Source organism: Pseudomonas sp. TH34 (genome assembly GCF_016650865.1).
Classification (GTDB): domain Bacteria; phylum Pseudomonadota; class Gammaproteobacteria; order Pseudomonadales; family Pseudomonadaceae; genus Aquipseudomonas; species Aquipseudomonas yamanorum.
Genome location: NZ_JAEKFB010000010.1, coordinates 379,467 through 406,258 on the forward strand (window position 1 = coordinate 379,467; position 26,792 = coordinate 406,258).

Annotated in this window: 22 protein-coding genes and 1 other RNA gene; 5 read left to right on the forward strand and 18 right to left on the reverse strand. The window is 61.1% G+C overall.

What is annotated here, in order from left to right:
- The first annotated feature begins 332 nt into the window (after nucleotides 1-332).
- The 3 genes from JFU58_RS06555 (at nucleotide 333) to JFU58_RS06565 (ending at nucleotide 4,792) form a co-directional block, all read left to right on the forward strand.
- A complete protein-coding gene (locus tag JFU58_RS06555; protein ID WP_201140105.1) occupies nucleotides 333-1,655 on the forward strand; it encodes an OprD family outer membrane porin in 1,323 nt (440 codons plus the stop codon).
- Nucleotides 1,656-1,741: 86 nt separating this feature from the next.
- Nucleotides 1,742-3,235, forward strand: a complete 1,494-nt coding sequence (locus JFU58_RS06560) for a sensor domain-containing diguanylate cyclase (RefSeq protein ID WP_201140107.1) — start codon at nucleotides 1,742-1,744, stop codon at nucleotides 3,233-3,235.
- 51 nt (nucleotides 3,236-3,286) lie between these two features.
- Entirely contained in the window at nucleotides 3,287-4,792 is a 1,506-nt protein-coding gene (locus JFU58_RS06565; protein ID WP_063027214.1) for a diguanylate cyclase, read from the forward strand.
- Nucleotides 4,793-4,901: 109 nt separating this feature from the next.
- Here JFU58_RS06565 and lpxC read toward each other — a convergent pair whose 3' ends face one another.
- The 18 genes from lpxC to rsmI all read right to left on the reverse strand — a co-directional run bounded on the left by lpxC (nucleotide 4,902) and on the right by rsmI (nucleotide 24,410).
- Nucleotides 4,902-5,813, reverse strand: coding sequence for a UDP-3-O-acyl-N-acetylglucosamine deacetylase (gene lpxC, locus JFU58_RS06570; protein WP_003171886.1), 912 nt, complete (start codon nucleotides 5,811-5,813; stop codon nucleotides 4,902-4,904).
- A gap of 112 nt (nucleotides 5,814-5,925) precedes the next feature.
- Complete coding sequence (gene ftsZ / locus JFU58_RS06575; RefSeq protein ID WP_010170471.1) at nucleotides 5,926-7,122, reverse strand: cell division protein FtsZ; 1,197 nt, start codon at nucleotides 7,120-7,122, stop codon at nucleotides 5,926-5,928.
- Nucleotides 7,123-7,187: 65 nt separating this feature from the next.
- A complete protein-coding gene (gene ftsA / locus JFU58_RS06580; RefSeq protein ID WP_003216224.1) occupies nucleotides 7,188-8,450 on the reverse strand; it encodes a cell division protein FtsA in 1,263 nt (420 codons plus the stop codon).
- Nucleotides 8,451-8,465: 15 nt separating this feature from the next.
- Nucleotides 8,466-9,332: a cell division protein FtsQ/DivIB gene (locus tag JFU58_RS06585; protein WP_029615882.1), complete on the reverse strand. Its 867-nt coding sequence runs from the start codon at nucleotides 9,330-9,332 to the stop codon at nucleotides 8,466-8,468.
- Between the two features lie 4 nt (nucleotides 9,333-9,336).
- A complete protein-coding gene (locus JFU58_RS06590; RefSeq protein ID WP_076014383.1) occupies nucleotides 9,337-10,293 on the reverse strand; it encodes a D-alanine--D-alanine ligase in 957 nt (318 codons plus the stop codon).
- Entirely contained in the window at nucleotides 10,290-11,735 is a 1,446-nt protein-coding gene (gene murC, locus JFU58_RS06595; protein ID WP_003216219.1) for a UDP-N-acetylmuramate--L-alanine ligase, read from the reverse strand. Before murC ends, JFU58_RS06590 begins: the two co-directional genes overlap by 4 nt.
- A complete protein-coding gene (gene murG, locus JFU58_RS06600) occupies nucleotides 11,728-12,798 on the reverse strand; it encodes an undecaprenyldiphospho-muramoylpentapeptide beta-N-acetylglucosaminyltransferase (protein ID WP_201140109.1) in 1,071 nt (356 codons plus the stop codon). The genes murC and murG overlap by 8 nt, the downstream gene beginning before the upstream one ends.
- On the reverse strand, nucleotides 12,788-14,011 hold the full coding sequence (gene ftsW, locus JFU58_RS06605) for a putative lipid II flippase FtsW (protein ID WP_063027210.1): 1,224 nt from the start codon (nucleotides 14,009-14,011) through the stop codon (nucleotides 12,788-12,790). Before ftsW ends, murG begins: the two co-directional genes overlap by 11 nt.
- Nucleotides 14,008-15,354 (reverse strand): UDP-N-acetylmuramoyl-L-alanine--D-glutamate ligase, encoded by a 1,347-nt coding sequence (gene murD / locus JFU58_RS06610; RefSeq protein WP_177070285.1) that lies wholly within the window; start codon nucleotides 15,352-15,354, stop codon nucleotides 14,008-14,010. Before murD ends, ftsW begins: the two co-directional genes overlap by 4 nt.
- A 6-nt stretch (nucleotides 15,355-15,360) precedes the next feature.
- Nucleotides 15,361-16,443 (reverse strand): phospho-N-acetylmuramoyl-pentapeptide-transferase, encoded by a 1,083-nt coding sequence (gene mraY, locus JFU58_RS06615; RefSeq protein WP_017477688.1) that lies wholly within the window; start codon nucleotides 16,441-16,443, stop codon nucleotides 15,361-15,363.
- A complete protein-coding gene (locus tag JFU58_RS06620; RefSeq protein WP_201140111.1) occupies nucleotides 16,443-17,813 on the reverse strand; it encodes a UDP-N-acetylmuramoyl-tripeptide--D-alanyl-D-alanine ligase in 1,371 nt (456 codons plus the stop codon). The genes mraY and JFU58_RS06620 overlap by 1 nt, the downstream gene beginning before the upstream one ends.
- Nucleotides 17,806-19,269, reverse strand: a complete 1,464-nt coding sequence (locus JFU58_RS06625) for a UDP-N-acetylmuramoyl-L-alanyl-D-glutamate--2,6-diaminopimelate ligase (protein ID WP_201140113.1) — start codon at nucleotides 19,267-19,269, stop codon at nucleotides 17,806-17,808. Before JFU58_RS06625 ends, JFU58_RS06620 begins: the two co-directional genes overlap by 8 nt.
- A complete protein-coding gene (locus tag JFU58_RS06630) occupies nucleotides 19,269-21,011 on the reverse strand; it encodes a peptidoglycan D,D-transpeptidase FtsI family protein (protein WP_167410175.1) in 1,743 nt (580 codons plus the stop codon). Before JFU58_RS06630 ends, JFU58_RS06625 begins: the two co-directional genes overlap by 1 nt.
- A complete protein-coding gene (ftsL, locus tag JFU58_RS06635) occupies nucleotides 21,011-21,304 on the reverse strand; it encodes a cell division protein FtsL (protein WP_003216203.1) in 294 nt (97 codons plus the stop codon). The genes JFU58_RS06630 and ftsL overlap by 1 nt, the downstream gene beginning before the upstream one ends.
- On the reverse strand, nucleotides 21,301-22,248 hold the full coding sequence (gene rsmH / locus JFU58_RS06640; RefSeq protein WP_003216201.1) for a 16S rRNA (cytosine(1402)-N(4))-methyltransferase RsmH: 948 nt from the start codon (nucleotides 22,246-22,248) through the stop codon (nucleotides 21,301-21,303). The genes ftsL and rsmH overlap by 4 nt, the downstream gene beginning before the upstream one ends.
- Nucleotides 22,245-22,700 carry a division/cell wall cluster transcriptional repressor MraZ gene (gene mraZ, locus JFU58_RS06645; RefSeq protein ID WP_003171868.1) on the reverse strand — a complete coding sequence of 152 codons (456 nt, stop codon included), beginning with the start codon at nucleotides 22,698-22,700 and terminating at the stop codon, nucleotides 22,245-22,247. Before mraZ ends, rsmH begins: the two co-directional genes overlap by 4 nt.
- A gap of 355 nt (nucleotides 22,701-23,055) precedes the next feature.
- Nucleotides 23,056-23,409, reverse strand: an RNA gene (gene rnpB / locus JFU58_RS06650) — RNase P RNA component class A.
- Nucleotides 23,410-23,504: 95 nt separating this feature from the next.
- On the reverse strand, nucleotides 23,505-24,410 hold the full coding sequence (rsmI, locus tag JFU58_RS06655; protein WP_167410148.1) for a 16S rRNA (cytidine(1402)-2'-O)-methyltransferase: 906 nt from the start codon (nucleotides 24,408-24,410) through the stop codon (nucleotides 23,505-23,507).
- 176 nt (nucleotides 24,411-24,586) lie between these two features.
- Here rsmI and JFU58_RS06660 point away from each other — a divergent pair, with 176 nt between their 5' ends.
- Entirely contained in the window at nucleotides 24,587-26,398 is a 1,812-nt protein-coding gene (locus JFU58_RS06660) for a penicillin-binding protein activator (RefSeq protein ID WP_201140115.1), read from the forward strand.
- Nucleotides 26,398-26,769, forward strand: a complete 372-nt coding sequence (locus tag JFU58_RS06665) for a YraN family protein (protein ID WP_177026157.1) — start codon at nucleotides 26,398-26,400, stop codon at nucleotides 26,767-26,769. Before JFU58_RS06660 ends, JFU58_RS06665 begins: the two co-directional genes overlap by 1 nt.
- The last annotated feature ends 23 nt before the right edge of the window (nucleotides 26,770-26,792 follow it).

Consider the following 26,792-nt stretch of genomic DNA (forward strand, 5'->3'; position numbering starts at 1 on the left):
CTACGTGGGAATGGCAAGCACGCTAACATTCTTGGGTAGGGGTTGTCAGGACGCCCCACACCCGCAAAGCCAGACTGTTGCGATTTGGGCAACAGTCATTATCTTGTTACACTCTGTATCGCATCGCTCACCTGCGCTAATTTGTCGCATCGATGAGCGCAGCGGTTAAGACCGACCCGCTCTCCCCCGATTTCCCTCGACTTATTTCCAGGGCTCTACACTGGGAATCTGTCTTAAAGCCGCTGAGTTCAGCGGCTTTTTTTTGCGCTGAAAAAAGGCCAGGAACCCCAACAACACTGGCCGGTTTCGATTGACCCAAAGGAGCTCCACCGGTGAAAACCTCGCTGACGTTCACCCCGTTATTCCTCGCGATTGCTGCAACGATCGTTCCCCTTGCCCACGCGGCAGACACCCCGACCACCGACGGATTCGTCGAAGGTTCCAGCTTCAAGATCAACACCCGCAACTACTACATGAACCGCGACCGTCGCGACATTCACATCGATGACAGCAAGGAATGGGGCCAGGGCATCATCGGCATTTTCGAATCCGGCTACACCCCAGGCACCGTCGGCTTTGGCCTGGACGCCAACGCCATGCTCGGTCTCAAGCTCGACGGCGGTGGCGGCACCGACGGTTCCAGCATCCTGCCGGTGAGCTCCGGCAACGGTAAAGCGCCTGGCTCGTTCTCCACCGCTGGCGCGACCCTGAAAATGCGTGCCTTCGACACCGAGCTGAAAGCCGGCGACCTGTTCCTCAACAACCCGGTAATTGCCGGCGGCATGACCCGCATGCTGCCCCAGACCTTCCGCGGCGTGAGCCTGACCAACCACAGCCTGGACGGCTGGATGTTCGAAGGCGGCCAGGCCAGCTTCACCAAGCTCTACAACCAGAGTGGCCACCGGCGCATCGGCACCAGCTACGGCGCCTTGCCCAACGGTGAAGACAGCCAGCACCTGGACTGGGCCGGTGTGTCCTTCAGCGGCCTGCCGGGGCTGACCAGCAACCTGTACGCGTCCGAACTCAAGGACATCTGGAACCAGTACTACTACGACCTGGACTACACCTGGCAACTGAACGAACTGGTCAGTTTGAACCCGGGTCTGCACTACTATCACACCCAGGACACCGGCAAAGCCCTGCTGGGTAACATCGACAACAACACCTACAGCCTGCATTTCACCGTCGGCGTAGGCAATCACAGCGTCACCGCCGCCTACCAGCGGGTCAACGGCAACACACCGTTCGACTACATCAGCCAGGGTGACAGCATCTACCTGGATAACTCCCAGCAATACTCGGACTTCAACGGCCCCAACGAACGCTCGTGGAAGCTCAAGTACGCCTATGACTTCATCGGGCTGGGCCTGCCTGGCCTGACCTCGGCGGTGTCGTACATCAGCGGCAAGACCGACCTGACCACCGTCGACCCGGACAGCCGTGGCTACTCATCCTGGTACAGCGCCGACGGCAAGAACGCCAAGCACTGGGAACGGGACATCGACCTCAAGTACGTGGTGCAAGGCGGCAAGGCCAAGGACCTGGCCGTACGCCTGCAGTGGGCAACCAATCGCGGCGGCAATGGCTACGCGGCAGTGGACCGGGACGTGGATGAATACCGGGTGATCGTCGACTACCCGATCGACGTTTTTTAACCTTCAGGCATTCTTTTAGCGGCGACGACTTATTTTTCACAACATGGAACTAAACTGCCAGTATCTCGAGTGCCGAAGTCAGTCCCATGAGTCAACGCCGCACCTTCACCCCGCCTGCACGCCCGGAGCTTCTGCTGATTCTGGGCAGCGGCCTTACCGTCATCCTGATCGTGATCATCGTTGCCGTACTGCTGACTCGCGAACACAACAGCGCCCTGCTGACGGCCCAGCGCTCCACCACCAATATCACCCAGTTAATCAACGCCGATGTGTTACGCAACGTCGAACTCTACGACCTGGCCCTGAACGGCCTGATTGTCGCGACCACCCGCCACGACTTACCCCAGGTCTCGGCCGACATCCTGCATATGGTGCAGTTCGACCAGTCCACGGCCGCCCCTTTCAAAGGCGAGGTCCTGCTGCTGGACAAGGCCGGCGCGGTCACCGCCGACTCCTCCACGCTGACGCCCACGTCACGCAATTTCGCCAATCGCGACTATTTCCAGATCCACCAGCAGAACCCCAACGCGGGCTTGTTCATCAGCCGGCCCTTCAAGATTCGTTGCGAGTGCGATCAGGTCTGGCGTATTGCGTTCAGCCGTCGGGTGCCCGGGCCCAATGGCGAGTTTGCCGGTGTGGCGGTGGCGACCATGCGCCTGGCGTATTTCGACCAGCTGTTCAATAGCCTGACCATCGGCAGCGGCAGCAGCATCAACCTGCTGAACAACGACGGCATTCTGCTGGCCCAGCAGCCTCTGCTCGAAAGCGACATGATCAACAAAGACCTGAGCATGCGGCCAAACTTCAAAAGAATGCTGCGCGAAGGCAGCGGCAGTTTCAGCGGTCTCTCCTCCATCAGTGGCAAGCAACGGCTGTACACCTTCACCAGCGTCGGTGCGCTGCCGCTGATTGTGGTGGTGGCGCTGTCCAACGATGACGTGTTTGCCGCCTGGAGACGTGCCACCGTGCTGATCAGTGGCGCCACCGGTGTGCTGTGTATAGGCCTGCTGTGGCTGACCTGGATGCTGCGCCGGGAACTGCGCCGCCGCTATCGCGCCGAGAAGGTGTTGTCGGAACTGGCGGCCACCGACGCCCTCACCGGCTTGGCCAACCGCCGCACCCTCGACCAGCGCCTGCGCCTGGAATGGGAGCGCGCACAACGCTCGGGCGAGCCGCTGGCCTTGCTGATGATCGACGTCGACCACTTCAAGGCCTTCAACGACCGCCACGGCCACCAAGGCGGTGATGAGGCGCTGCGCAACGTCGCCCGGGTCATCGGCAGCAATATTCGTCGCCCCGCCGACCTGGCGGCCCGTTACGGCGGCGAAGAGTTCGCGGTGATCCTGCCGGATACCGACATCGACGGTGCGAGCATCATCGCCGAGCATATCCGCAGCGCGGTGGAGCACTTGCCACCAGCGGACGGAGACGCGTTGTCGATCACTGTCAGCATCGGCCTCAGTACCTGGGACAAACGCCGCCGTGGTTCACTGGAAGAGCTGCTGCTGAGTGCCGACCGGGCGCTGTATGACGCCAAGCACTCCGGGCGCAACCGCACGGTTCACAGCCAGACCACATGAGCCGTTATCAGCAACTACGCTAAGGGCATCCTCGAAGCAGAAGTACGCCCGATGAGCCCAAGCACCACCCGCCCGCCCCGCCCGACCCACCGTCCGGAGCTGCTGCTGATCATCGGCAGTTGCGTCACGGTGCTGCTGATCATGTTGGTAGTCGCGGTGTTGCTGACCCGCGAGCACGCCAACACCTTGCAGGCGGCCCAGCGCACGGCCAATAACATCACCCAACTGATCGATGCCGACGTGCTGCGCAACGTCGAGCTGTACGACTTGTCGATCAAAGGCCTGATCGCGGCCACCGAACGCAGTGATTTGGCCGGAGTATCGGCCAGCATCCGCCACCTGGTGCTGTTTGATCGATCGGAAGCGGCGCCGTACAAGGGTGACATCCTGCTGCTGGACAAGAACGGCGAGGTGATTGCCGACTCCTCGCTGCTGACGCCCAAGGCTGCCAACTTCGCCGACCGTGATTACTTTCAGGCCCACCGGCAGAATCCCGACCTGGGCCTGTTCATCAGCCGGCCCTTCATGGCGCGCTGCGTGTGTGACGACCAATGGCGCATCGCATTCAGCCGCAGGGTCTCCGGACCCGACGGGCGATTCCTCGGGGTGGCCGTGGCCTCCATGCGCCTGTCGTATTTCCAGCAACTGTTCCGCAGCCTGAATATCGGCAACGACAGCACCATCAACCTGATCAACCAGCAAGGCATCCTGCTGGCCCAACAGCCGTTGCTGGAACGGGACATGATCGACAAGGACCTCAGCCAACGCCCCAACGTCGCGCGCATACTGAAAGAGCGCGATGGCAACTTTCGTGGCACGTCCAGTGTGGATGAGGAGAACCGCCTCTATACCTTCTCCACGGTGGGGAATTTACCGCTGATCGTCGTGGTGGGCCTGTCCACGGATGACATATTCGCACCCTGGCAGCGTGCGGCGCTATTGATCAGCGGGGCCACCGGGGTTTTGTGCATTGGCCTGCTGTGGCTGACCGGGATGCTTTGCATGGAACTGCGCAGGCGCCACCGCGCCGAGCAGGTGCTGTCAGAACTGGCAGCCACCGATGCGCTCACCGGCCTGGCCAACCGCCGCACCCTGGACCAGCGCCTGCGCCTGGAATGGGACCGTGCCCAGCGTTCAGCCGAACCGTTGACGGTGCTGATGATTGATGTGGACCACTTCAAGGCGTTCAACGACCGACATGGCCATCAAGGTGGCGACGAGGCATTGCGTACGGTGGCGCAGGTGATCGAGGGCAATATCCGCCGCCCTGCCGATCTCGCGGCCCGATATGGCGGCGAGGAATTTGCGGTGGTGCTGCCACATACCGACAGCCAGGGGGCGCTGGTGATTGCTGAACATATCCGCAGCAGTGTCGAACACCTGCCGCGGGTGGGCGGGGATACGGTGCCGATTACCGTCAGCATTGGCCTCAGTACCTGGACCAAAAACAGCCGCACCACGCTGGAGGAATTACTGCTCAACGCCGACCAGGCGCTGTATGAGGCCAAGCATACCGGGCGTAATCGCGTTGTTGATGCCTGCGCGTTAAAGCCGTGACGCGGAGCGTCACAGGAGGCGTTCCCACGCAGAACGTAGGGAACGATCAGGCATAAAAAAAGGCCACCCGAAGGCAGCCTTTAAAAACAAAAGGAAAGAGAGTTGTTACTTACACCGCCGCGACGGGACGCATGTAAGAGATCGGTGCGGTGCTGGCATCTTCGAAGGTCACGACTTCCCAAGCATCTGTCTGCTCAATCAACTTGCGCAGCAGCTGGTTGTTAAGGGCGTGGCCCGACTTGAAGCCTTTGAACTCGCCTATCAGGCTATTGCCCAGCAGGTAGAGGTCACCGATTGCATCGAGGATCTTGTGCTTCACAAATTCGTCTTCATAGCGAAGGCCGTCTTCGTTCAGTACACCATCCGCGTCGACCACAATGGCGTTTTCAACGCTGCCGCCGAGTGCGAGGTTGTGCTTGCGCAGGTACTCGATGTCACTCATGAAACCAAAGGTACGGGCGCGGCTGACTTCTTTTACGAACGAAGTGCTGGAAAAATCCACGCTTGCACTTTGTGTGCGGTCACGGAATACCGGGTGATCGAAATCGATCTCAAAGCTCACTTTAAAGCCTTCGAACGGGACGAAGGTGGCGCGCTTGTCGCCGTCTTCTACTGTCACTTCCCGCAGAATGCGAATGAACTTCTTGGCTGCGTCCTGTTCTTCCAGGCCGGCAGATTGAATCAAGAATACGAAGGGTCCGGCGCTGCCATCCATGATTGGGACTTCGGACGCGGAGAGCTCGACGTAGGCGTTATCGATGCCCAGACCGGCCATGGCCGAGAGCAAGTGCTCCACCGTGTCCACTTTGACGTCACCGTTGACCAACGTGGTCGACATCGTGGTTTCGCCAACATTTTCCGCGCGAGCAGGAATCTGCACCACAGGGTCCAGGTCGGCACGAACAAACACGATGCCGGTGTCGACAGGTGCGGGCTTGAGGGTCAGGTATACCTTCTCCCCGGAGTGCAGACCTACACCTGTGGCACGGATAATATTCTTCAGGGTGCGTTGTTTAATCATGGCTTGGACCGCTTCAGCGCAAATTGCGAACTGGTATCAACAAAGGCTGGCGATAATAGCAGACCAGACCTTTGCTGAACACCAATCACCTTCATAGCCCTGATACATTCCATTAATCGGCCTGACGACGCAGGAAAGCCGGGATGTCCAGGTAGTCCAGGTCATCTTGCGGATTCGGGCTACGGGATGCAGCAGCACCGGCCTGAGCCTGGTTGCGCATCACGGTCGGACGATCCAGGTCACGATAGTTCACAGACGGCAGTTCCTGGCGCGCAGGCGCTGGAGCGGCAGCTTGCTGGCTGGCGTGGCTGGTATGGACGGTATTGTCGATGACCTTTACAGGCTTCTCGATTTTTGCACCCAGGCCGGTAGCAACAACGGTCACGTGCAGTTCGTCGCGCATGTCCGGATCGATAACCGTACCGACCTTGACCATGGCGTGCTCGGAAGCGAAGGCTTCGATGATGCTACCCACGTCGGAGTACTCACCCAGGGACAGGTCAGGACCGGCGGTGATGTTCACCAGGATGCCGCGTGCACCTTGCAGGTTCACATCTTCCAGCAACGGGTTGCGGATAGCCGCTTCGGTAGCTTCGCGTGCACGGTTCGGACCGCTGGCGCAGCCAGTGCCCATCATCGCCATGCCCATTTCGCTCATCACGGTACGTACGTCGGCAAAGTCGACGTTGATCATGCCCGGACGCTTGATGATGTCGGAGATACCGCGAACGGCACCGGCCAGTACATCGTCAGCCTTGGCGAAAGCCGACAGCAGGCTGGCGTCCTTACCGAGGATGGTCAGCAGCTTCTCGTTGGGAATGGTGATCAACGAGTCGACGCTTTCGGACAGCAGACGGATGCCTTCATCGGCGATCTGCATGCGCTTGCGACCTTCGAACGGGAACGGACGGGTCACGACGGCAACCGTCAGGATCCCCATTTCCTTGGCCACTTCGGCAATGATCGGCGCAGCACCGGTACCGGTACCACCGCCCATGCCTGTGGTGATGAACACCATGTTGGTGCCTTGCAGCACTTCAGCAATGCGCTCGCGGTCTTCCAGAGCGGCTTGACGGCCGACTTCCGGGTTCGCGCCGGCACCCAGGCCCTTGGTCACGGCTGTGCCCAATTGCAGGATGGTGCGTGCACCGATGCTTTTGAGGGCCTGGGCGTCAGTGTTGGCGCAGATGAATTCAACGCCTTCAATGTTGCTCTTGACCATGTGGTTGACAGCGTTGCCGCCGCCACCGCCGACGCCGATCACTTTGATGACCGGGCTTGCGGGGATGTTGTCTACGAGTTCGAACATTTTCCCTCTCCTTTCATTTCTCTAGTTTTTTCGCCTACTACTTGAAACGGTGTTGCGGTAAATCTTTAGAAATTGCCTTTCACCCAAGCCTGCAACCGCTCGAACAACGGTGCTTTCGCTTCGTCGTCGCTTCTGTAGCTGTCGCGGTTGCTCGGGCCCGACAGGGAAATGCCGTCGGTCTGCTTTTGCAGCCCGTACAACAGCAAGCCCACACCGGTGGAATAAATCGGGTTGCGCACCACGTCGCCCAGGCCTTTCACGCCATGAGGCACGCCCAGGCGGACCGGCATGTGGAAGATTTCCTCGGCCAGTTCGACCGCGCCTTCCATCTTCGAGGTACCACCGGTCAGCACGATGCCGGCCGGGATCAAATCTTCGTAGCCGCTGCGGCGCAGTTCAGCCTGGATCAGGGTGAACAGTTCGTCGTAGCGCGGTTCAACCACTTCGGCCAACGCCTGGCGCGACAGTTCGCGCGGTGGACGGTCGCCCACGCTCGGCACCTTGATGGTTTCACCTGCACCGGCCAGCTTGGCCAGGGCGCAGGCGTAACGGATCTTGATTTCTTCGGCGTACTGGGTCGGGGTGCGCAACGCCATGGCGATGTCGTTGGTCACCTGGTCACCGGCAATCGGGATCACGGCGGTGTGACGGATCGCACCCTCGGTGAAGATCGCGATGTCCGTGGTGCCGCCGCCGATGTCCACCAGGCACACGCCCAGTTCTTTTTCGTCGTCGGTCAGTACCGAGTAAGCCGAAGCCAACTGCTCGAGAATGATGTCGTCGATTTCCAGGCCGCAGCGGCGCACGCATTTTTCAATGTTCTGTGCAGCGTTGACGGCGCAGGTCACGACGTGAACCTTGGCTTCCAGACGGACGCCCGACATGCCCAAAGGCTCGCGAACACCTTCCTGGTTGTCGATCACGTAGTCCTGCGGCAGCGTGTGCAGCACGCGCTGGTCAGCCGGGATCGCCACGGCTTGCGCTGCGTCGAGTACCCGCTCCAGGTCAGCCGAGCTGACTTCGCGGTCGCGGATCGCCACGATGCCGTGGGAGTTCAGGCTGCGGATGTGGTTGCCGGCAACACCGACGAATGCCGAGTGAATCCGGCAACCGGCCATCAGCTGCGCTTCTTCGATGGCGCGCTGGATCGATTGCACGGTGGATTCAATATTCACCACCACGCCCTTCTTCAGGCCCCGGGACGGATGCGTGCCGATTCCGACGATTTCCAGCGTGCCGTCGTCCGCGACCTCGCCTACCAGCGCCACCACTTTGGAGGTGCCGATATCCAGACCGACGATCATTTTGCCGCTTTGCACGTTTGCCATGGGTCCTGCCTCTTCTTAATTCTTCGCGACAGCAGGTTGCGCTGCCGTGGGCGCCGCAGGGGCCCGCCAGCCGACGGCAAGGCCGTTGGCGTAACGCAGGTCGATGCTCGCAATGTTCGTAATCTGTTCTTTCAAGGTCTTTTCATAGATGGCGATAAAACGGCGCATCTTTTCCACCAGGTTGCCGCGTCCCAGCAACAACTCGATGCCCGGGCCGGAACTGCCTGCACCCGTGGTCAAAAACCAGCTCCCCCGCTCACGCAATTCCAGTCGCGCAATCGAGAAGCCCAACGGCCGCAGCATCTGGCTCAACGCCTGGTACTGCTGCATCACTTGCTGCTGCGCCCGCTGCGGCCCGAACAACTGCGGCAGGTGCTCGTAATTCGCCACTTCGCGAGGTGCAAACGCCTGGCCCTGGTTGTTCAACAACTGTCCATCGCCCCAACGGGCCACAGGCAGTTGTTCTTCCAGGCGGATCGTTACCTGATCCGGCCACACGCGACGAACTTCGGCGTGGGCAATCCATGGCATCTGTTCCAGCTCGGAACGCATGCCTGCCAGGTCGATGGTGAAGAAGCTCGACGCCACAAACGGGGCGATTCGCTGCTGCACGGCTTGCTGGCTGATGTAGCTCAAATCGCCCTGCACACTGATCTTGGTGATCGGCCGGTCGGCATACGGCAACAGACGCTGGGCGCCTTCGTACGTACCAAACCCCAACGCCACCAGGATCACCGGCCAGAACAAAGCCTTCAGAAAACCAAAGTTGGCTTTCGGCATGCGCGCCGACATCGGCTCTTTAGCCACCATTCGGCTGGCACCACGCGGCACCGGCTTGCGGCCGGGAGCGGGTTGCTGATGACGAAGCGATGCGCCGTTCATGGTCTTAGCCTCGAGGCTCAATGCTTGCTGCCAGGATCGCCAGCACCAACTGCTGGAAATCCAAACCGGCTGCACGAGCGGCCATAGGTACCAGGCTGTGATCGGTCATCCCGGGTGCGGTGTTGACTTCAAGGAACCAGAAATTCCCTTGGTCATCCTGCATCACGTCTGCCCGCGCCCAACCGGCGATACCCAGCGCCTCACAGGCTTTCGCCGTGAGGTCCATCAATTCCTGTTCCTTGGTTGCGTCGAGGCCACACGGGATCCGGTACTGAGTATCGGAAGCCACGTACTTGGCGTCGTAGTCATAAAAGGTGTGGGGCGTGCCCAATGCGATAGGCGGCAATACCTGGCCACGCAGCGTAGCGATGGTGAACTCGGGACCTTGAATCCACTGTTCCACCAACACTTGCGAATCGTAGGTACTGGCCGCTTTCCATGCGTCAATCAATTCGGCGGCTGAGTTCACTTTAGCCATGCCGATACTGGAGCCTTCATGGGCTGGTTTGACGATCAAAGGCAGGCCCAGTTCCTTGGCTGCAGAAATACAATCGTCTTCGCTGCACAGCACGCTGTGACGCGGGGTCGGAATACCCAGGCTGTGCCACACCTGCTTGGTGCGCAACTTGTCCATGGCCAGTGCCGAAGCGAGGATCCCGCTGCCGGTGTACGGAATGCCCAGGCACTCCAGCAGGCCCTGCATGCTGCCGTCTTCACCGCCACGGCCGTGAAGAATGACGAAGGCGCGGTCGATCTTTTCGGCCTGCAGGCGCGACAGGAAGTCATCGCCCACGTCGATGCCGAACGCGTTCACACCGGCGCTTTGCAGCGCTTCCAGTACGGCGTTGCCGGACTTCAGCGACACTTCACGCTCAGCACTTTTGCCACCGAACAGCACCGCGACGCGGCCGAAGTCGGCAGGTTGGATGGTGGAGAACAGCGAGCCGTAGTCAGTGGTCATTTCGACTTCCCCTGTGCAGCGGCAAACAGCGGGCTTGCCAGCAATTTAGGGGCGAGGCCGCCGATGTCACCGGCACCCTGGCACAGCAGGATGTCGCCGGCACGCAGCAGCGGCTTGACGATTGGCGCGAGGTCCACACCGCGTTCGATGTAGATCGGGTCCAGCTGGCCGCGTTGACGGATGCTGTTGCACAGCTTGCGGCTGTCGGCGCCCGGGATCGGCTCTTCACCGGCCGGGTAGACTTCCATCAGCAGCAACACGTTGGCATCCGCCAGTACATTGACGAAGTCGTCGTACAGGTCGCGGGTACGGCTGTAGCGGTGCGGCTGGTACACCATCACCAGACGGCGTTCCGGCCAGCCACCGCGTACGGCCTTGATCACCGCCGCGACTTCGGTCGGGTGGTGACCGTAGTCGTCCACCAGCATCACGTTGCCGCCGTCCACCGGCAGTTCGCCGTACACCTGGAAGCGACGACCTACGCCGGCAAAACCCGACAGGCCTTCGACGATGGCTTCATCGCTGACGCCTTCGTCAGAGGCGATGCAGATGGTCGCCAGGGAGTTGAGTACGTTGTGGTTGCCCGGCATGTTCACCGAGACATCCAGCGGCTCGCGGTCAGGACGCAGCACGGTGAAGAAGGTCTGCATGCCCTGCTGGCGCACATTGATTGCACGCACGTCGCAGTCTTCGCTGAAGCCGTAGGTCACGGTCGGACGCTTCACCAGCGGCAGGATTTCACGCACCACCGGATCGTCCAGGCACACCACGGCCAGACCGTAGAACGGCAGGTTGTGCAGGAACTCGACGAAGGTTTTCTTCAGTTTGTTGAAGTCACCGTCGTAGGTCGCCATGTGGTCGGCGTCGATGTTGGTCACCACGGCCACCAGCGGTTGCAGGTGCAGGAAGCTGGCGTCGCTTTCATCGGCTTCGGCGATCAGGTAGCGGCTGGTACCGAGCTGTGCATTGGTGCCGGCTGCATTCAGGCGGCCACCGATCACGAACGTCGGGTCCAGGCCACCGGCGGCGAACACCGAGGCGATCAGGCTGGTGGTGGTGGTCTTGCCATGGGTACCGGCGACGGCAATGCCGTGGCGGTAGCGCATCAGTTCGGCCAGCATCTCGGCGCGCGGCACCACGGGAATGCGGCGCTCAAGGGCTGTGGCCACTTCCGGGTTGGAGGTGTTCACGGCACTGGAGACCACCAGCACATCGGCTTCGGCGGCGTTCTCAGCGCGGTGGCCGATAAAGATTTTCGCGCCAAACGATTCCAGGCGCTCGGTGACTGGCGACATTTTCAGGTCGGAGCCGGACACCTGATAACCCAGGTTCAGCAACACTTCGGCGATCCCGCACATGCCCACGCCACCGATACCGACGAAGTGGATGCGACGGATGCGGCGCATTTCCGGTTGTGGCATGGCTTTCTGATTCTCAACCATGGGCCACCTCCAGGCAGATATCGACCACGGTGCGGGTTGCGTCAGGTTTGGCCAGGCGGCTTGCGGTGCTCGCCATGCTGTTCAGTCGTTCCGGTTGCATCAAAACCTCGGTCAGGCGTGCGGCCAAATCGGCGGCGCCAGTCGTTCTTTGCGGCAGCAGGAAGGCAGCGCCCTCCCCGGCCAAATATTCGGCGTTGCGGGTCTGGTGATCGTCGATCGCGTGGGGCAAAGGCACCAGCAACGACGGCAGACCGGCGGCAGCCAGTTCACTGACGGTCAACGCACCTGCGCGACAGACCACCAGGTCGGCCCAGCCATAGGCTTGGGCCATGTCTTTGATGAAGGGCTGCACATTCGCCTCCACACCCGCTTCGCGGTAGCGCGTAGCGGTCACTTCATCGTGGTTCTTGCCGGCCTGATGGAAGATCTCCGGGCGCAGTTCCTCAGGGAGTTGCGACACCGCTTCAGGCAGCAATTTGTTCAAGGGTTCGGCGCCCAGGCTTCCGCCCAGTATCAACAGGTGCGCCTTGCGACCGGCCAACGGCTGGCGGGCAATGTCCATGAACAGCTCGGTACGCACCGGGTTGCCGGTGGTGCGCAGTTTGTCCGCGGCACCAAAGGTCTTCGGGAAGGCCTCGCACACCCGGGCGGCCAAAGGCACCAACAGGCGATTGGCGGTGCCGGCCACGGCGTTCTGCTCATGGACGATCACCGGCACACCGGCGAGTTTTGCCGCGACACCGCCAGGGCCGGTCACGTAACCGCCAAAGCCCAGCACGCATACCGGCTTCACTTCACGGATAACCTTGCGCGCCTGCCACACCGCCTTGAGCAACACGAACGGCGCCTTGAGCAGGGACAATTTGCCCTTGCCACGCAGGCCGGTGACGTTGATCAAATGCAGTGGCAAGCCGGCATTCGGTACCAGATCATTTTCGATGCCGCGCGGCGTGCCGAGCCAATGCACGCTGTAGCCGCGGTTCTGGAACTCGCGGGCACAGGCCAGCGCCGGGAACACGTGGCCACCGGTGCCGCCTGCCATGATCAGCACGTTAGCGCCCATGGTTCGGCTCCTCGGCGAAGTCGCTTTCGCTGAACTCCATCTCTTCGCTGCCCAGGTGGGTTCGACTCTCCCACTCGATGCGCAGCAATAAGCCGAGACAGGCGCAGCAAATCACCAACGAACTGCCGCCGTAACTGAGGAACGGCAAGGTCAGGCCCTTGGTCGGCAGCAAGCCGACGTTCACCCCGATATTGATCAGAAACTGGCCGATCCACAGGAACGACAAGCCGTACGCCACGTAAGCGGCGAAATACTGTTTGGCTTTCTCGGCCCACAGGCCGATGTACATGCCGCGTACACACACGAATACGAACAGCGCGACGGTGCACAACGAACCGACGACGCCCAGCTCTTCGGCGAGTACCGAGAACACGAAGTCGGTGTGGGCTTCCGGCAGGTAGAACTGCTTCTGCACGCTGTTGCCCAGGCCCACGCCCAGCCACTCGCCGCGACCGAAGGCGATCAACGCCTGGGTCAGCTGGTAGCCGGAACCGAATTGATCGGACCATGGGTCGGTAAAGGTAATCAGACGCGCCATCCGGTAGGGTTGCGCCTGCACCAGAATCGTCACAGCGGCCACCGCCAGCACCACCATCAAGGTGAAGCGGAACAGGCCCACGCCACCGAGGAACAGCATCGCCGCCGCCGCCCCCATCATTACGACGGTGGCACCGAAGTCCGGCTCCATCAGCAACAGGCCGGCCATCGGCAACAGCACGATGAACGGCTTGAAGAAGCCCATCCAGCTTTCGCGTACTTCTTTCTGGCGCCGCACCAGGTAACCGGCGAGGTAGATCACCACGAACACCTTGGCGATTTCCGACGGCTGCACGTTGAACGCACCGAAGCCGATCCAGCGCATCGAACCGTTCACCTCACGCCCGATGCCGGGCAGGATCACCATGATCAACAGGCCGAACGCGCCCACCAGCATCAGCCAACCCAGGCGCTGCCAAGTGGCAATCGGGATCATCATGGTGACGATGCACGCACCGAGACCGATCACCAGGTACACCAGGTGACGGATCATCATGTACAGGGTGTTGCCAGACTGCACGGCGGCCACTTCCGAGGACGCCGAGGTAATCATTACCAGGCCAAGACCCAGCAGCGCGAGGCAACCGGCAAGCATCGGGAAATCCAGGTCGATACCGCGCCCGGTAATGATCGGCGACGGGTACGGCTTGATGATGTTGCGGAAATTGATACTCATGCCAAGGCCTCCACGGCGCGGGCGAACAGCTGGCCGCGCTCTTCGTAGTTCTTGAACATGTCGAAACTCGCGCAGGCAGGCGACAGCAGCACCACATCGCCCGGCTGAGCCAAGGCTTTGGATTGGGCGATGGCATCGTCCAGGGACTGCGCGCGCACCTGCGGTACGGCGTCGCCCAGGGCATCGGCGATCAAGCCGGAATCGCGGCCCATCAACACCACGGCGCGGCAGTGGGCAGCGACCGGGCCTTTAAGGTCCTTGAAGTCGGCACCCTTGCCGTCGCCACCGGCGATCAGCACGACCTTGCCTTGAATGTCGGCCCCCAAACCTTCGATGGCAGCCAGTGCCGCACCGACGTTGGTGGCCTTGGAATCGTTGTAATAGCCGACGCCGTCGAGGTCGCGAACCCACTGGCAGCGATGCTCAAGCCCGGCGAATGTGCGCAGGGCCGAGAGCATTGCGTCGAATGGCAAGCCCACCGCGTGACCGAGTGCCAGCGCCGCCAGGGCATTCGCCTGGTTGTGCGCACCACGGATTTTCAGTTCACGCACCGGCATCAGGTTCTGGAATTCGAAGGCCAGGTATTTCTCGCCGTTCTCTTCCCGAAGACCGAACGCCTTGAAGTCGGGTTTGTTCAGGCCGAAGGTCCAGCACGGCAGACCTTCGCCGATCAGCGGACGGCTCAGGGCATCCTGACGGTTCACCACCACTTGCCGCGCACCACGGAAGATCCGGTGCTTGGCCAGGTGATAGGCCGGCAGGCCACTGTAGCGGTCCATGTGGTCTTCGCTGACGTTGAGCACGGTGGCCACTTCGGCGTTGAGCTGGTCGGTGGTTTCCAGCTGGAAGCTCGACAGCTCCATCACGTACAGCTCGACGTCGTCGCTGAGCAGGTCCAGCGCCGGCGTGCCGAGGTTGCCGCCTACGGCCACACGCTTGCCAGCCGCAGCTGCCATCTCGCCCACCAGGGTGGTGACGGTGCTTTTGGCGTTGGAACCGCTGATGGCCACGATCGGCGCCTTCGCGTTACGCGCGAACAGCTCGATATCGCCGGACAACTTCACACCACGGGCCGCCGCCGCTTGCAGGGCCGGGGTCGCCAGGGCCAGACCGGGGCTCACGTAGAGCTCATCGGCACGGCACAGAAACTCGACATCCAGCTCGCCACAACGCACTTCCACGTGCGGGTAGTCACGGCGCAGCGTGACCAGCTCCGGTGGATTTTCCCGCGTATCGGCCACGGCAAACGACGTGCCCCGGTTCGCCAGGAAGCGAACCAGGGACATGCCGCTCTTGCCGAGGCCGACAACGATACGGAAGTGGTCTGAAGCGATCAGGGACACTCGTTTCTACCTCAGTTTCAGGGTGGCAAGGCCGAACAGAACCAGAATCACGGTGATAATCCAGAAACGGACAATCACCCGCGGCTCAGGCCAGCCCTTGAGTTCAAAGTGGTGGTGTATCGGCGCCATGCGGAACACGCGGCGCCCGGTCAATTTGAAGGAGGCAACCTGGATCACCACCGACAGGGTTTCCATCACGAACACACCGCCCATGATGAACAGGACGATTTCCTGGCGGACGATCACCGCGATGGTGCCCAGGGCCGCGCCCAGCGCCAGTGCGCCGACGTCGCCCATGAAGACTTGTGCCGGGTAGGTGTTGAACCACAGGAAGCCCAGGCCGGCACCGATCAATGCGCCGCAGAACACGATCAGTTCGCCCGCGCCCGGTACATACGGGATCAGCAGGTATTCAGCGAATTTCACGTTACCCGACAGGTAGCAGAAGATGCCGAGCGCGCCGCCCACCATCACCGTCGGCATGATCGCCAGGCCGTCGAGGCCGTCAGTCAGGTTGACCGCGTTGCTCGAGCCGACGATCACGAAGTAAGTCAGTACCACGAAGCCAACACCCAGCGGGATGCTGGCGTCCTTGAGCATCGGGATGATCAGGGTGGTCTCGACCGCGCTTGGCGCAGTCGTATAAAGGAAGATTGCCGCCGCCAGGCCGAACACCGACTGCCAGAAATACTTCCAGCGGCTTGGCAGCCCCTTGGAGTTCTTCTCGATCACCTTGCGGTAGTCATCCACCCAACCGATGGCGCCGAACAGCAGGGTCACCAACAGCACGGTCCAGACATAGCGGTTATGCAGGTCAGCCCACAGCAGCGTACTGATGCCTATGGACGACAGGATCAACGCACCGCCCATGGTCGGGGTGCCGGACTTGGACAGGTGCGACTGCGGGCCGTCGTTGCGCACAGACTGGCCGATCTGCAGGTTTTGCAGGGTACGGATCATCCATGGCCCGAGGAACAGCGACAACGACAGCGCGGTCAGCACACCCAGAATCCCGCGCAGGGTCAGGTACTGAAAGACCGCGAAGCCTTTGTGGAACTGTTGCAGATACTCAGCCAGCAGCAGCAGCATTAATGTTTCTCCGTACTTGAGCCACACAAGGCCACGACGACGTTTTCCATCACCGCGCTGCGCGATCCCTTGATCAAAATAGTGGTGTGTTTGTCTTGTTCAGCTGCGCTCAGCGCCTGGATCAGCTCGGCCTGGCTGGCGAAATGCCTGGCGCCCGGCCCGAAGGTGTCCACGGCGTCAAGCATGTTCGGCCCAACGGCGTACAGGGCATCGACCTTGCCGGCCGCGTACGCGCCGACTTCACGGTGAGACTGTTCGGCCCACTCGCCCAGTTCGGCGATGTCCCCCAGCACCAGCACCTTGCGACCGGCGAAACCGGTCAGCAGGTCGATAGCAGCGCAAATCGAAGATTGGTTGGCGTTGTAGGTGTCATCAATCACGCGCATGCCGTTGCTGGCCAGTTGCGCGACGGTGCGGCCCTTGACCGGTTGCACCGCGCCAAGGCCGGTGGCGATACCAAACAACGACACGCCCAGCACATGGGCAGCGGCGGCGGCCGCCAGGGCATTGGCGACGTTATGGTTGCCCAGCAGGTTCAGCTGTACGTGCTCGTCACCTTGCGGGGTATGCAGGGTGAAGGACGGGCAACCACGGGCGTCGGCCTTGATATTCGAGGCATGGAAATCGGCAGCGGCGTTGTGCACCGCGAAGCTCAAGACCTTGCGACCGGCGGCACGTACACGCCAGGTTTCGAAGGCCTTGTCGTCGAGGTTCAGCACGGCAGTGCCGGATGCGTCGAGGCCTTCGATGATTTCGCCCTTGGCTTCAACGATCTTTTCAGGGCCGCCAAACTCGCCGACATGGGCGGTGCCGGCGTTGCTGATCACCGCGACATGAGGCTTGGTCATGGCCACGGTGTAGGCGATTTCGCCGATGCGCGAAGCACCCAGCTCAATCACCGCCGCCGTGTGTTCCGGGGCCAGTTCGAGCAGGGTCAGCGGAGCGCCGAAGTCATTGTTCAGGTTGCCACGGGTCGCCAGGACCGGACCGCGCGTGCGCAGGATGCCGGCCAGCAGTTCCTTGACCGTGGTTTTGCCGCTGGAGCCGGTGATTGCCGCAACAGGATTGGTGAAAGCGGCACGGTTCAGCGCCCCCAGTTGGCCGAGGGCCAGGCGGGTGTCAGCGACCAGCAATTGCGGCAGTGTCGAGTCAGTAACTTCGCGCTGCACCAGAGCGCCGACAGCGCCTTTGGCAGCGACGTCATTCAGGTAGTCATGGCCATCAAAACTTGGGCCGGCCAAGGCGACAAACAGTTGTCCGGGCTTAATGGTACGGCTGTCGATGCTGACGCCATCAAAGCTGCAATCAGCCGACAGCACGCGGGCCGACAAGGCCTGGGTCAGTTCGCTGAATGTGAGCGCCTTAAGCATGGGCCACCTCCCATGCGGTCAAGGCGTGATCAGCCTCGACCAGATCCGAGAAAGGATGGCGTTCGCCGTTGATTTCCTGATAATCCTCGTGACCTTTACCGGCCAGCACCACCACGTCGTCAGCACTTGCGCTGGCGATCAATTGGGCGATGGCTGCACCGCGACCGGCAACGAACGTCGCCTTGGATGCCTCTTTAAAGCCGACACGAATGTCATCGAAAATCTGGCTTGGGTCTTCGCTGCGCGGGTTGTCGTCAGTGACCAGGACACCATCAGCCAGGCGCTCGACGATTTCAGCCATCAGCGGGCGTTTGCCGCGATCGCGGTCACCGCCACAGCCGAACAGGCACAGCAACTTGCCCTTGGCGTGGGGACGCAGGGCTTGCAGGATTTTTTCCAGGGCGTCTGGGGTGTGGGCGTAATCGACCACTACCAGCGGCTGGGTGCCTCCGCCGAGGCGCTGCATACGACCGGCCGGGCCTTCCAGCTTCGGCAGCACGCGCAGGATTTCGTCGAGGGCGTAATCCAGGCCGAGCAAGGCACCAACAGCGGCCAATACGTTGCTCAGGTTGAAACGCCCGAGCAAGGTGCTGCGCAAATGGTGCTCGCCCTGCGGCGTCACCAGGGTGGCGCGCACGCCTTCGTCATCAAAGCTGGCTTCACGGCAATACAGGTAGGCGCTGGAATCTTCCAGGCTGTAGCTGATCAGGCGACCGTCGCCTTGGGCGGCGGCCAGCTGACGACCGAATTCGTCGTCCAGGTTGACCACCCGGCACTTCAGGTCATTCCAGGCAAACAGCCGGGCCTTGGTGGCGGCGTATGCCTCCATGGTCCCGTGGTAATCCAGGTGATCCCGGGACAGGTTGGTCATCACCGCCACGTCGAACGCCAGGGCAGTCACGCGGCCCTGGTCCAGACCGTGGGACGAGACTTCCATGGCAACCGCCTTGGCACCGGCCTTTTTCAGGTCGGCCAGGGTCGCCTGTACGGCAATCGGGTTAGGCGTGGTGTGCAGGCCGCTTTGCAGCGCGCCGTAGAAACCGGTGCCCAGGGTGCCGACGATGCCGCAATGTTGGCCCAGCAGGTCAAGCGCCTGGGCAACCAATTGGGTCACGCTGGTCTTGCCGTTGGTGCCGGTCACGCCCACCAGGTTCAGGGTACGGCTCGGGTCGCCATAAAAGCGCCCGGCGATGTCCGACAGCTGCGCCGCCAGGCCCTTGACCGGAATCAATGGCACGTCGGTGATCGGCAGCACAGTGGCGCCTTCCACTTCATAGGCCACCGCTGCCGCACCGCGTTTCAGCGCGTCGGCGATATGGTCACGGCCATCGAACTTGCCACCCGGCACGGCCAGGAACAGGTCACCGGCGCGCACATTACGGCTGTCCAGGGTCAACTCGCGAATCAGCAGATCGCGGCCAGCGTGGGCAAAAATCTTGTTCAGGCTAAGGGACATCAGCCGCGCCCTCCATTGGCTTTTACAGCAGCGGCCGGCGGTCCGGCGTTCGCTTGTTGGGTCGCCGGCAGGTTGTCCGGCGTGATGTTCATCAGGCGCAGCGTCCCGGACATCACCTTGCTGAACACCGGCGCCGATACCAGGCCACCGAAGTAACCGGCTTTGCTCGGCTCATCGATCACCACAACAATGGCGTAACGCGGATCGCTCATCGGGCCGAAGCCTGCGAACAGCGAGCGGTAGGAGTTCTCGGCGTAGCCCTTGGTGCCTACGGCGGTTTTACGCGCGGTACCGGACTTGCCTGCCACGTGATACGCCGGCACCTGGGCACGGAACACGCCACGCGGTGCTTCGATCACTTGTTGCAGCATGCCTTGCATGGTCTTGGCGACGTTTTCCGGGATCACCTGGGTCGCAGGCGGCGCCTCGTCCAGGTGGATCAGGCTCAGCGGCACCATGCGGCCGTTGTTGGCCAATACCGAGAAGGCGTGGGCCAACTGGATGGCCGTCACCGACAGGCCGTAGCCATAGGAAAGCGTGGCAGTCTCGGCCTTTTTCCAGTCGCGGTAGTTCGGCAGGTTGCCCACACGCTCGCCCGGGAAATCCAGGCCAGTGGGTTGGCCCAGGCCGATTTTTTGCGCGAGGTGATAGATGGCTTCGCCGCCGATATCGAAGGCGACTTTACTCATGCCCACGTTACTGGAGTTGATCAGGATACCTGTCAGATCCAGCACCGGACCTTCGGTGCGCGATACGTCACGAATGGTGTATTTGCCCAACTGCAGGGTGCCCGGGTAGACCTCGACCTTGTCGGAGGGCTTCCAGCGCCCGGTTTCCAGGGCGGCACTCATGGAGATGGCTTTCATGGTCGAACCGGGCTCGAACACGTCGATCATGGCGCGGTTGCGCATCATCGCCGGTTGCAGATTGCGACGGTTATTCGGGTTGTAGGTCGGCTGGTTGACCATGGCGAGAATCTCGCCGGTCTTCACGTCCATGATCACCAGGCTGCCGGCTTTCGCACCGTTCTCGATGATCGCGTTACGCAGCTCGCGGTTGGCGAGGTATTGCAGGCGCAGGTCAATCGACAACGCCAAGGGCTTACCGGCCTTGGCGTTTTTGGTGACCTGGACATCCTTGATCAGTCTGCCGCGCCGATCCTTGATGACCTGCCGTTTGCCGGGGACCCCGGCCAGCCATTCGTCGTAGGCAAGTTCTACGCCTTCGCGACCGTGATCATCAATGTCGGTGAAGCCCACCATATGGGCAGTGGTTTCGCCGGCCGGGTAGAAACGCCGAAACTCCTCGATGCCGTAGACACCGGGGACTTTAAGGTCGAGCACTTGCTGGCCTTGTTCGGGGGTGAGGCCGCGAACCAGGTAGATGAATTCTTTGTTGGCCTGGGCGTCGAGACGCTCGCTCAGGGCTTTAGGGTCCTGGCCCAGGGCGGCAGCCAGTTCCGGCCACTTGTCCTTGGCGGTCTGCATTTCCTTGGCGTTGGCCCACAGGGTGGTCACCGGAGTACTCACGGCCAGGGGCTCGCCGTTACGGTCGGTGATCAGGCCGCGGTGCGCAGGAATCGGGATATGCCGCAGGCTGCGGGCGTCGCCCTGGCCGATCAGGAAGTCACGGTCCACCACTTGCAGGTCGATAATCCGCCAGGCAATCGCGCCAACCATCAGTGCCAGCAACCCCAGCACTACGCGGAAACGCCATGGGTAGAGTGCGCCCTCGAGTTTCATCATGGCGCCACCATACGTACTTCTGCAGCGCCCGGAATGTGCATCTTCAGCTGTTCAGTGGCCAGCACTTCGATACGACTGTGGGCCGTCCAGGTGCTTTGCTCGAGGATCAACCGGCCCCACTCCGCCTGCGCCTTGTCGCGCACGCTCAGCTCCCCGTACAGGGTATTGAGCAACTGACGGTTGTAGTGGGCGCTGTAGGACACCGCAATCGCGGACACCAGCACGCCAACAAACAACAGCAACATAAAGAAGCTGCCGCCCGGGAGGGGCTTGGCGAAAAGCTTGCTCACCGCAACTTCTCCGCAACGCGCATGACAGCGCTACGGGCACGTGGGTTGGCCTTGAGTTCGGCTTCGGAAGCGAACTGCGCTTTGCCATGGATTTTGATTTTCGGCACAAAGGCTTCGTAACGTACCGGCAGGTTGCGCGGCAGGTTGTCGGATTCGCCCTTGACCAGACGACGCATGAACAATTTGACGATGCGGTCTTCCAGGGAGTGGAAGCTGATCACCACCAGGCGACCACCCACTTCCAAGGCTTCCAGAGCGGCTTCGAGGCCGGCTTCCAGATCGCCCAATTCGTTGTTGACGTGAATGCGCAGGCCCTGGAACGCACGGGTTGCCGGGTTCTTGCCCTTTTCCCACGCAGGGTTGGCGACTTTCAGCACTTCAGCCAGGTCGGCGGTGCGTTCGAACGGCTGGATTTCCCGGCGTTCGACCACGGCACGCGCCATGCGACCAGCGAAGCGCTCTTCGCCGTATTCCTTGAACACACGGGTGATTTCTTCGTGGGGCGCGGTGGCGATGAACTGCGCGGCGCTGATGCCACGGCTTGGGTCCATGCGCATGTCGAGCGGGCCGTCGTTCATGAAACTGAAGCCACGCTCAGGGTCGTCCAGCTGTGGCGAAGACACGCCCAGGTCCAGCAGAACCCCGGCCACCTTGCCCGCCATGCCGCGCTCGGCGACTTCTGCGCCAAGTTCGGCAAAGCTACGCTGCACAACGACAAAGCGGCCGTCTTCGGCCGCTAGCGCTTGCCCGGTGGCAATCGCTTGAGGGTCTTTGTCGAACCCGAGGAGCTTACCGTCCGGACCAAGCTGGCTGAGAATCAGCCGACTGTGCCCGCCCCTGCCGAAGGTGCCATCCAAATAGCAGCCATCCGCGCGTACGGCGAGAGCCTCAACGGCTTCGTCAAGCAGTACGGTGATGTGGTTAAAGCCGCTATCAATAGTCACAGGATCAAATCACGCAGTTCATCAGGCATGGCGCCCGGTTGTTGAATAGCAGCCAGGTCAGCTGCAGAAACAGCATCCCAGGCATCTTCGTCCCACAATTGGAACTTGTTCAGTTGGCCTACCAGCATCGCGCGCTTGTCCAACTTGGCGTATTCGCGCAAACGCGGTGGAACCAGGAAACGACCACTGCCATCGAGCTCGAGGTCGACGGCATTACCAATCAGCAAGCGTTGCAGGCGGCGGTTCTCTTCACGCAGTGAAGGCAGTGCACGCAACTTGGTTTCAATCAGTTCCCACTCGTCGAGCGGGTACACGCACAAACAAGGATCAACGGCATCAATGGTGATGATTAATTGTCCGGAACTTCGCGAAATGAGCTCGTCACGATACCGGCTCGGCATGGCGAGACGGCCTTTTGCATCGAGACTGATAGCGTTAGCTCCGCGAAACACAGATGCGTTTCTCCAAATTTTAGCGTTTTACGTTCAAAAAACCCACTTTGTGCCACTTTCCGCCACTTGCGCACACTATAGGAATGCGCCCACCACACCGTCAAGGCGCGGATTCAAGGAAAAGCCTTACAGAACGGAGATTTAGGAAGGTAAAAGGAGGAGAAACGAGAGTTTGACGGCGATTTTGACTCAGCAACGCCAAATAGCTCAAAGAGCTAGGGCTTAAAGTTAAAGTAATTTATTAAGAGTAAGATTTTTTCGGTATTACGAAGACGCATCTGCTGATGATTCAGCAGGGAGGGATTCTCGCGTTACTACCAGATTCCTGCCCGAGATTCGGACAGAAGGAAAAAAGGTGGAGAGTCGATCTATAAGCCGGGTTCTGTCTTGAACAGTCATTCGTCTACGATGGCCATCACTGGACATCTTTAGCAACCTACCCGGTCCCAGCGCGGGCCACGCCTTGGGACCCTATTTGGTCTTGCTCCAAGTGGGGTTTACCTAGCCACGAACTGTTGCCAGTCGTGCGGTGCGCTCTTACCGCACCTTTTCACCCTTACCGGTACCGAAGTACTTAGGCGGTTATTTTCTGTGGCACTTTCCGTAGGCTCACGCCTCCCAGGCATTACCTGGCACTTCGCCCTATGGAGCCCGGACTTTCCTCCCCCCTCTAATTTTCATAGAAGGCAGCGACTGTCCAATCGACTCTCCGCCGCGAAGGTTAACGGCACGACGGCGTTAGAACAAGTATTAAAAGACACTAATGCCATCATGTTCAGACGGAGTGCAGGCTGGAACCCGGAACTATTCGCCCTTTTGTTTATCCAGCGCGACCTGATACAGCACGTTCTTGCGCACACCGGTAATTTCCGCAGCCAGGGCCGCCGCGCGCTTCAATGGCATTTCCTTAAGCAGCAGATCCAGAATGCGCATCGCCTCACTGCCGACCGCATCTTCACTTTCCGGCGCCGACCAGCCCGCTACCAGTACCACGCATTCCCCGCGCTGCTGATTGCTGTCGCCCTCAACAAACGCACGCAGCTCTTCCAGCGGTAGACCTTTGAGGGTTTCGAAGGTCTTGGTGATTTCCCGCGCCAGCAAGGCCAGGCGATCGCCGCCGAACACCAGCTCCATGTCTTGCAGGCACTCAAGAATGCGGTGCGGGGCTTCGTAGAAGATCAGCGTGCGTGGTTCTTCCTTCACCAACTCCAGGCGCGCCCGGCGACCAACAGCCTTGGCCGGCAGGAAGCCTTCAAAGATAAAACGATCCGACGGCAAGCCGGCTGCAGACAATGCAGCAATCAGCGCGCACGCTCCCGGAACAGGCACTACATTGATACCAGCCGCCCGTGCCTGGCGAACCAGGTGATAGCCAGGGTCGGAAATCAGCGGCGTACCCGCATCCGAGATCAACGCCACGTCATCACCCGCCAACAAACGGGTGATAAAACGACTGCCTTCTTCACGTTCGTTGTGTTCGTGACACGCGGCCAGGGGGGTCGGAATGCCAAAATGTTGCATCAACCGCTGGGAGTGCCGAGTGTCTTCGGCAGCGATCAGCTTTACGTCACGCAGCACTTTCAGTGCCCGCGCACTGATGTCGTCCAGGTTGCCAATGGGCGTCGCCACGACAAAAAGCGAGCCAGCAGTGGAATTCAAAGGACCTGGAGCAGTCAAAGCGCACACCTCGATGATTGGCAAAAGCCGCATTGTAGCGCGTAGACGCCTTGAATATATGCCCTCGGGGCAGGCTCCATTTCAGCCATCTGCAGGGTCTTGCAACATTTACACGACCTAAATAGACGGTTTCACGCCAGTAACATCGCGCCCCGGCCAGTGCTTGGGTACAATTCCACGCTAATTTGATCGGTATCAGGAACACTTACATGATCGCTTGCCTGCGGCTGTTCTCTGCCCTCTGCCTCGCTGCCCTGTTGGCGGCTTGCGCCAGCTCGCCGTCGTCCAGCCTTGGCGACCTACCCCGGACCCCGAATGCCAGCATCGAGCAACTGCTCGAACAGGCGGCTTCGGCCAATACTCCGGAAAAAGCCGCGCTGCTGCGCTTGAGTGCGGCAGACCTGGCGTTCCACCAAAACAATCCGGGACGCTCGGCGCAGATTCTTGCCCAAGTGCCACTGGACGCCCTGAAGCCGGCCGCGCAGGTATTTGCCAGCACCCTGTCGGCCGAACTGGCGATGGCCCGCAACCAGCCCAAGGCCGCGTTGACGGCGTTGAACCACCCGAGCCTGCAAAGCCTGAAGGAGCTGCCGCCTGAACAGCAGATCCGTACCGGCACCGTGCATGCCCGTGCCTATGAGGCCGACGGCCAGACCCTGGCCGCCGCTCGTGAGCGTGTCGCCATGGCCCCGCTGCTGACAGGCGACGCCTACAACAGCAACCACGAAGCCATCTGGGCGCTGATTGCCGCCTTGCCTGCCGATCAGTTGCAAGCCAGCGGCAACCCGACGCTGGACGGCTGGATCAGCCTAGCCCAAGCGGTCAAGGGCGCCGGCACTCTGGAGCAACAGCAGGCAGCCATCGACACCTGGCGCGCCCAGAACCCGGGCCATCCGGCAGCCTCGCAATTACCGCAGCCATTGACCAAGCTCAAGGAACTGGCCAGCCAGCCGCTGAACAAGATCGCCCTGCTGCTCCCGCAGGAAGGTCCGCTGGCCGGCGTCGCCAAAGCGCTGCGCGAAGGCTTCATGGCCGCGCACTACCAGGCTGAACAAGCCGGGCAGAAGCCACCGGTGATCGAGTTCTACGACAGCTCGCGCCTGACCTCCATCGACGACTTCTACGCCAAGGCCCAGGCCGCCGGCGTGCAACTGGTGGTCGGCCCGCTGGAGAAACCGCTGGTCAAGCAACTCAGCGCACGCCCGCAATTGCCCATCACCACCCTGGCCCTGAACTACAGCGAAGCCGAGCAGAACCCGGCGCAACTGTTCCAGTTTGGCCTGGCCGCTGAAGACGAGGCCCGTGAAGTGTCCCGTCGTGCTCGCGCCGATGGCCTGCACCGCGCCGCTGCCATGGTGCCGAAAGGCGAATGGGGCGAACGTGTCTACAAAGCCTTCCGCCAGGATTGGGAAGCCAATGGCGGCACCGTGGTGGGCGTCGAGTACGTTGACCAGCCGGTAGCCCTGGCCCAACAGATCGCCGACCTGTTCCAGCTGCGCAAAAGCGAAGGCCGTGCGAAGAGCCTGCAAAGCACTGTCGGTTCGGATGTTTCCGCCCAGCCGTCGCGCCGCCAGGACATCGAGTTCATCTTCCTCGCCGTGACCCCACAACTGGCGCAGCAGATCAAGCCAACCCTGAACTTCCAATACGCTGGCGACGTACCGGTGTATGCGACATCCCATGTGTTCAGCGCCAGTGGCGACAAGAACCAGTACCTGGACATGACCAACGTGATGTTCTGCGAAACCCCTTGGCTCCTGAACACCACCGACCCGCTGCGCAACCAGGTTGCCGCCCAATGGCCACAAGCCAACGGCAGCCTCGGTCGTCTGTACGCGATGGGTGTGGATGCCTACCGCCTGGCGCCGCGCCTGGGGCAACTCAAGGCACTGCCGGATACTCGTGTTGACGGCCTATCGGGTAACCTGGGCGTCAGCGCCAACCAGCGTGTCGACCGCCAGATGCCATGGGCCAAGTTCGTGGGTGGCGAGATCCAGCGCCTGCCTGATACCCCGCGCTGATGCCCGAGCGGTCAAGCGCACAAAGCGGCAAGGACGCCGAACTTCTAGCTCTCGAGTACCTGCAACAACAGGGTCTGCGCGTGCTGGCGCAGAACTGGTTATGCAAGCGCGGCGAGCTTGATCTGGTCATGCTTGACGGCGATACAGTAGTATTTGTCGAAGTCCGCTACAGAAAACACGCACAATGGGGTGGCGCGCTCGCCAGTATCGACGGGCGCAAGCGCCAGAAGCTGATACTCGCCGCGCAGTTTTTCCTGCTCAAAGAGCGTCGCTGGGCCGATCACCCCTGCCGTTTCGATGTGGTTGCCATAGAAAGCACTCCCCGGGGAACAGCCGATCTGAACTGGCTGCAAGATGCCTTTGATAGCTGATTCGCCGGACATCTACACCGCAC

Excerpts from the sequence above, each read along its gene's own strand:
- JFU58_RS06560 (WP_201140107.1), top strand. The coding sequence starts at position 1,742 with ATGAGTCAACGCCGCACCTTCACCCCGCCTGCACGCCCGGAGCTTCTG.
- JFU58_RS06565 (WP_063027214.1), top strand. The coding sequence starts at position 3,287 with ATGAGCCCAAGCACCACCCGCCCGCCCCGCCCGACCCACCGTCCGGAG.
- lpxC (WP_003171886.1), bottom strand. The coding sequence starts at position 5,813 with ATGATTAAACAACGCACCCTGAAGAATATTATCCGTGCCACAGGTGTA.
- ftsZ (WP_010170471.1), bottom strand. The coding sequence starts at position 7,122 with ATGTTCGAACTCGTAGACAACATCCCCGCAAGCCCGGTCATCAAAGTG.
- ftsA (WP_003216224.1), bottom strand. The coding sequence starts at position 8,450 with ATGGCAAACGTGCAAAGCGGCAAAATGATCGTCGGTCTGGATATCGGC.
- JFU58_RS06585 (WP_029615882.1), bottom strand. The coding sequence starts at position 9,332 with ATGAACGGCGCATCGCTTCGTCATCAGCAACCCGCTCCCGGCCGCAAG.
- JFU58_RS06590 (WP_076014383.1), bottom strand. The coding sequence starts at position 10,293 with ATGACCACTGACTACGGCTCGCTGTTCTCCACCATCCAACCTGCCGAC.
- murC (WP_003216219.1), bottom strand. The coding sequence starts at position 11,735 with ATGGTTGAGAATCAGAAAGCCATGCCACAACCGGAAATGCGCCGCATC.
- murG (WP_201140109.1), bottom strand. The coding sequence starts at position 12,798 with ATGGGCGCTAACGTGCTGATCATGGCAGGCGGCACCGGTGGCCACGTG.
- ftsW (WP_063027210.1), bottom strand. The coding sequence starts at position 14,011 with ATGAGTATCAATTTCCGCAACATCATCAAGCCGTACCCGTCGCCGATC.
- mraY (WP_017477688.1), bottom strand. The coding sequence starts at position 16,443 with ATGCTGCTGCTGCTGGCTGAGTATCTGCAACAGTTCCACAAAGGCTTC.
- JFU58_RS06620 (WP_201140111.1), bottom strand. The coding sequence starts at position 17,813 with ATGCTTAAGGCGCTCACATTCAGCGAACTGACCCAGGCCTTGTCGGCC.
- JFU58_RS06625 (WP_201140113.1), bottom strand. The coding sequence starts at position 19,269 with ATGTCCCTTAGCCTGAACAAGATTTTTGCCCACGCTGGCCGCGATCTG.
- JFU58_RS06630 (WP_167410175.1), bottom strand. The coding sequence starts at position 21,011 with ATGAAACTCGAGGGCGCACTCTACCCATGGCGTTTCCGCGTAGTGCTG.
- rsmI (WP_167410148.1), bottom strand. The coding sequence starts at position 24,410 with ATGCGGCTTTTGCCAATCATCGAGGTGTGCGCTTTGACTGCTCCAGGT.
- JFU58_RS06660 (WP_201140115.1), top strand. The coding sequence starts at position 24,587 with ATGATCGCTTGCCTGCGGCTGTTCTCTGCCCTCTGCCTCGCTGCCCTG.
- JFU58_RS06665 (WP_177026157.1), top strand. The coding sequence starts at position 26,398 with ATGCCCGAGCGGTCAAGCGCACAAAGCGGCAAGGACGCCGAACTTCTA.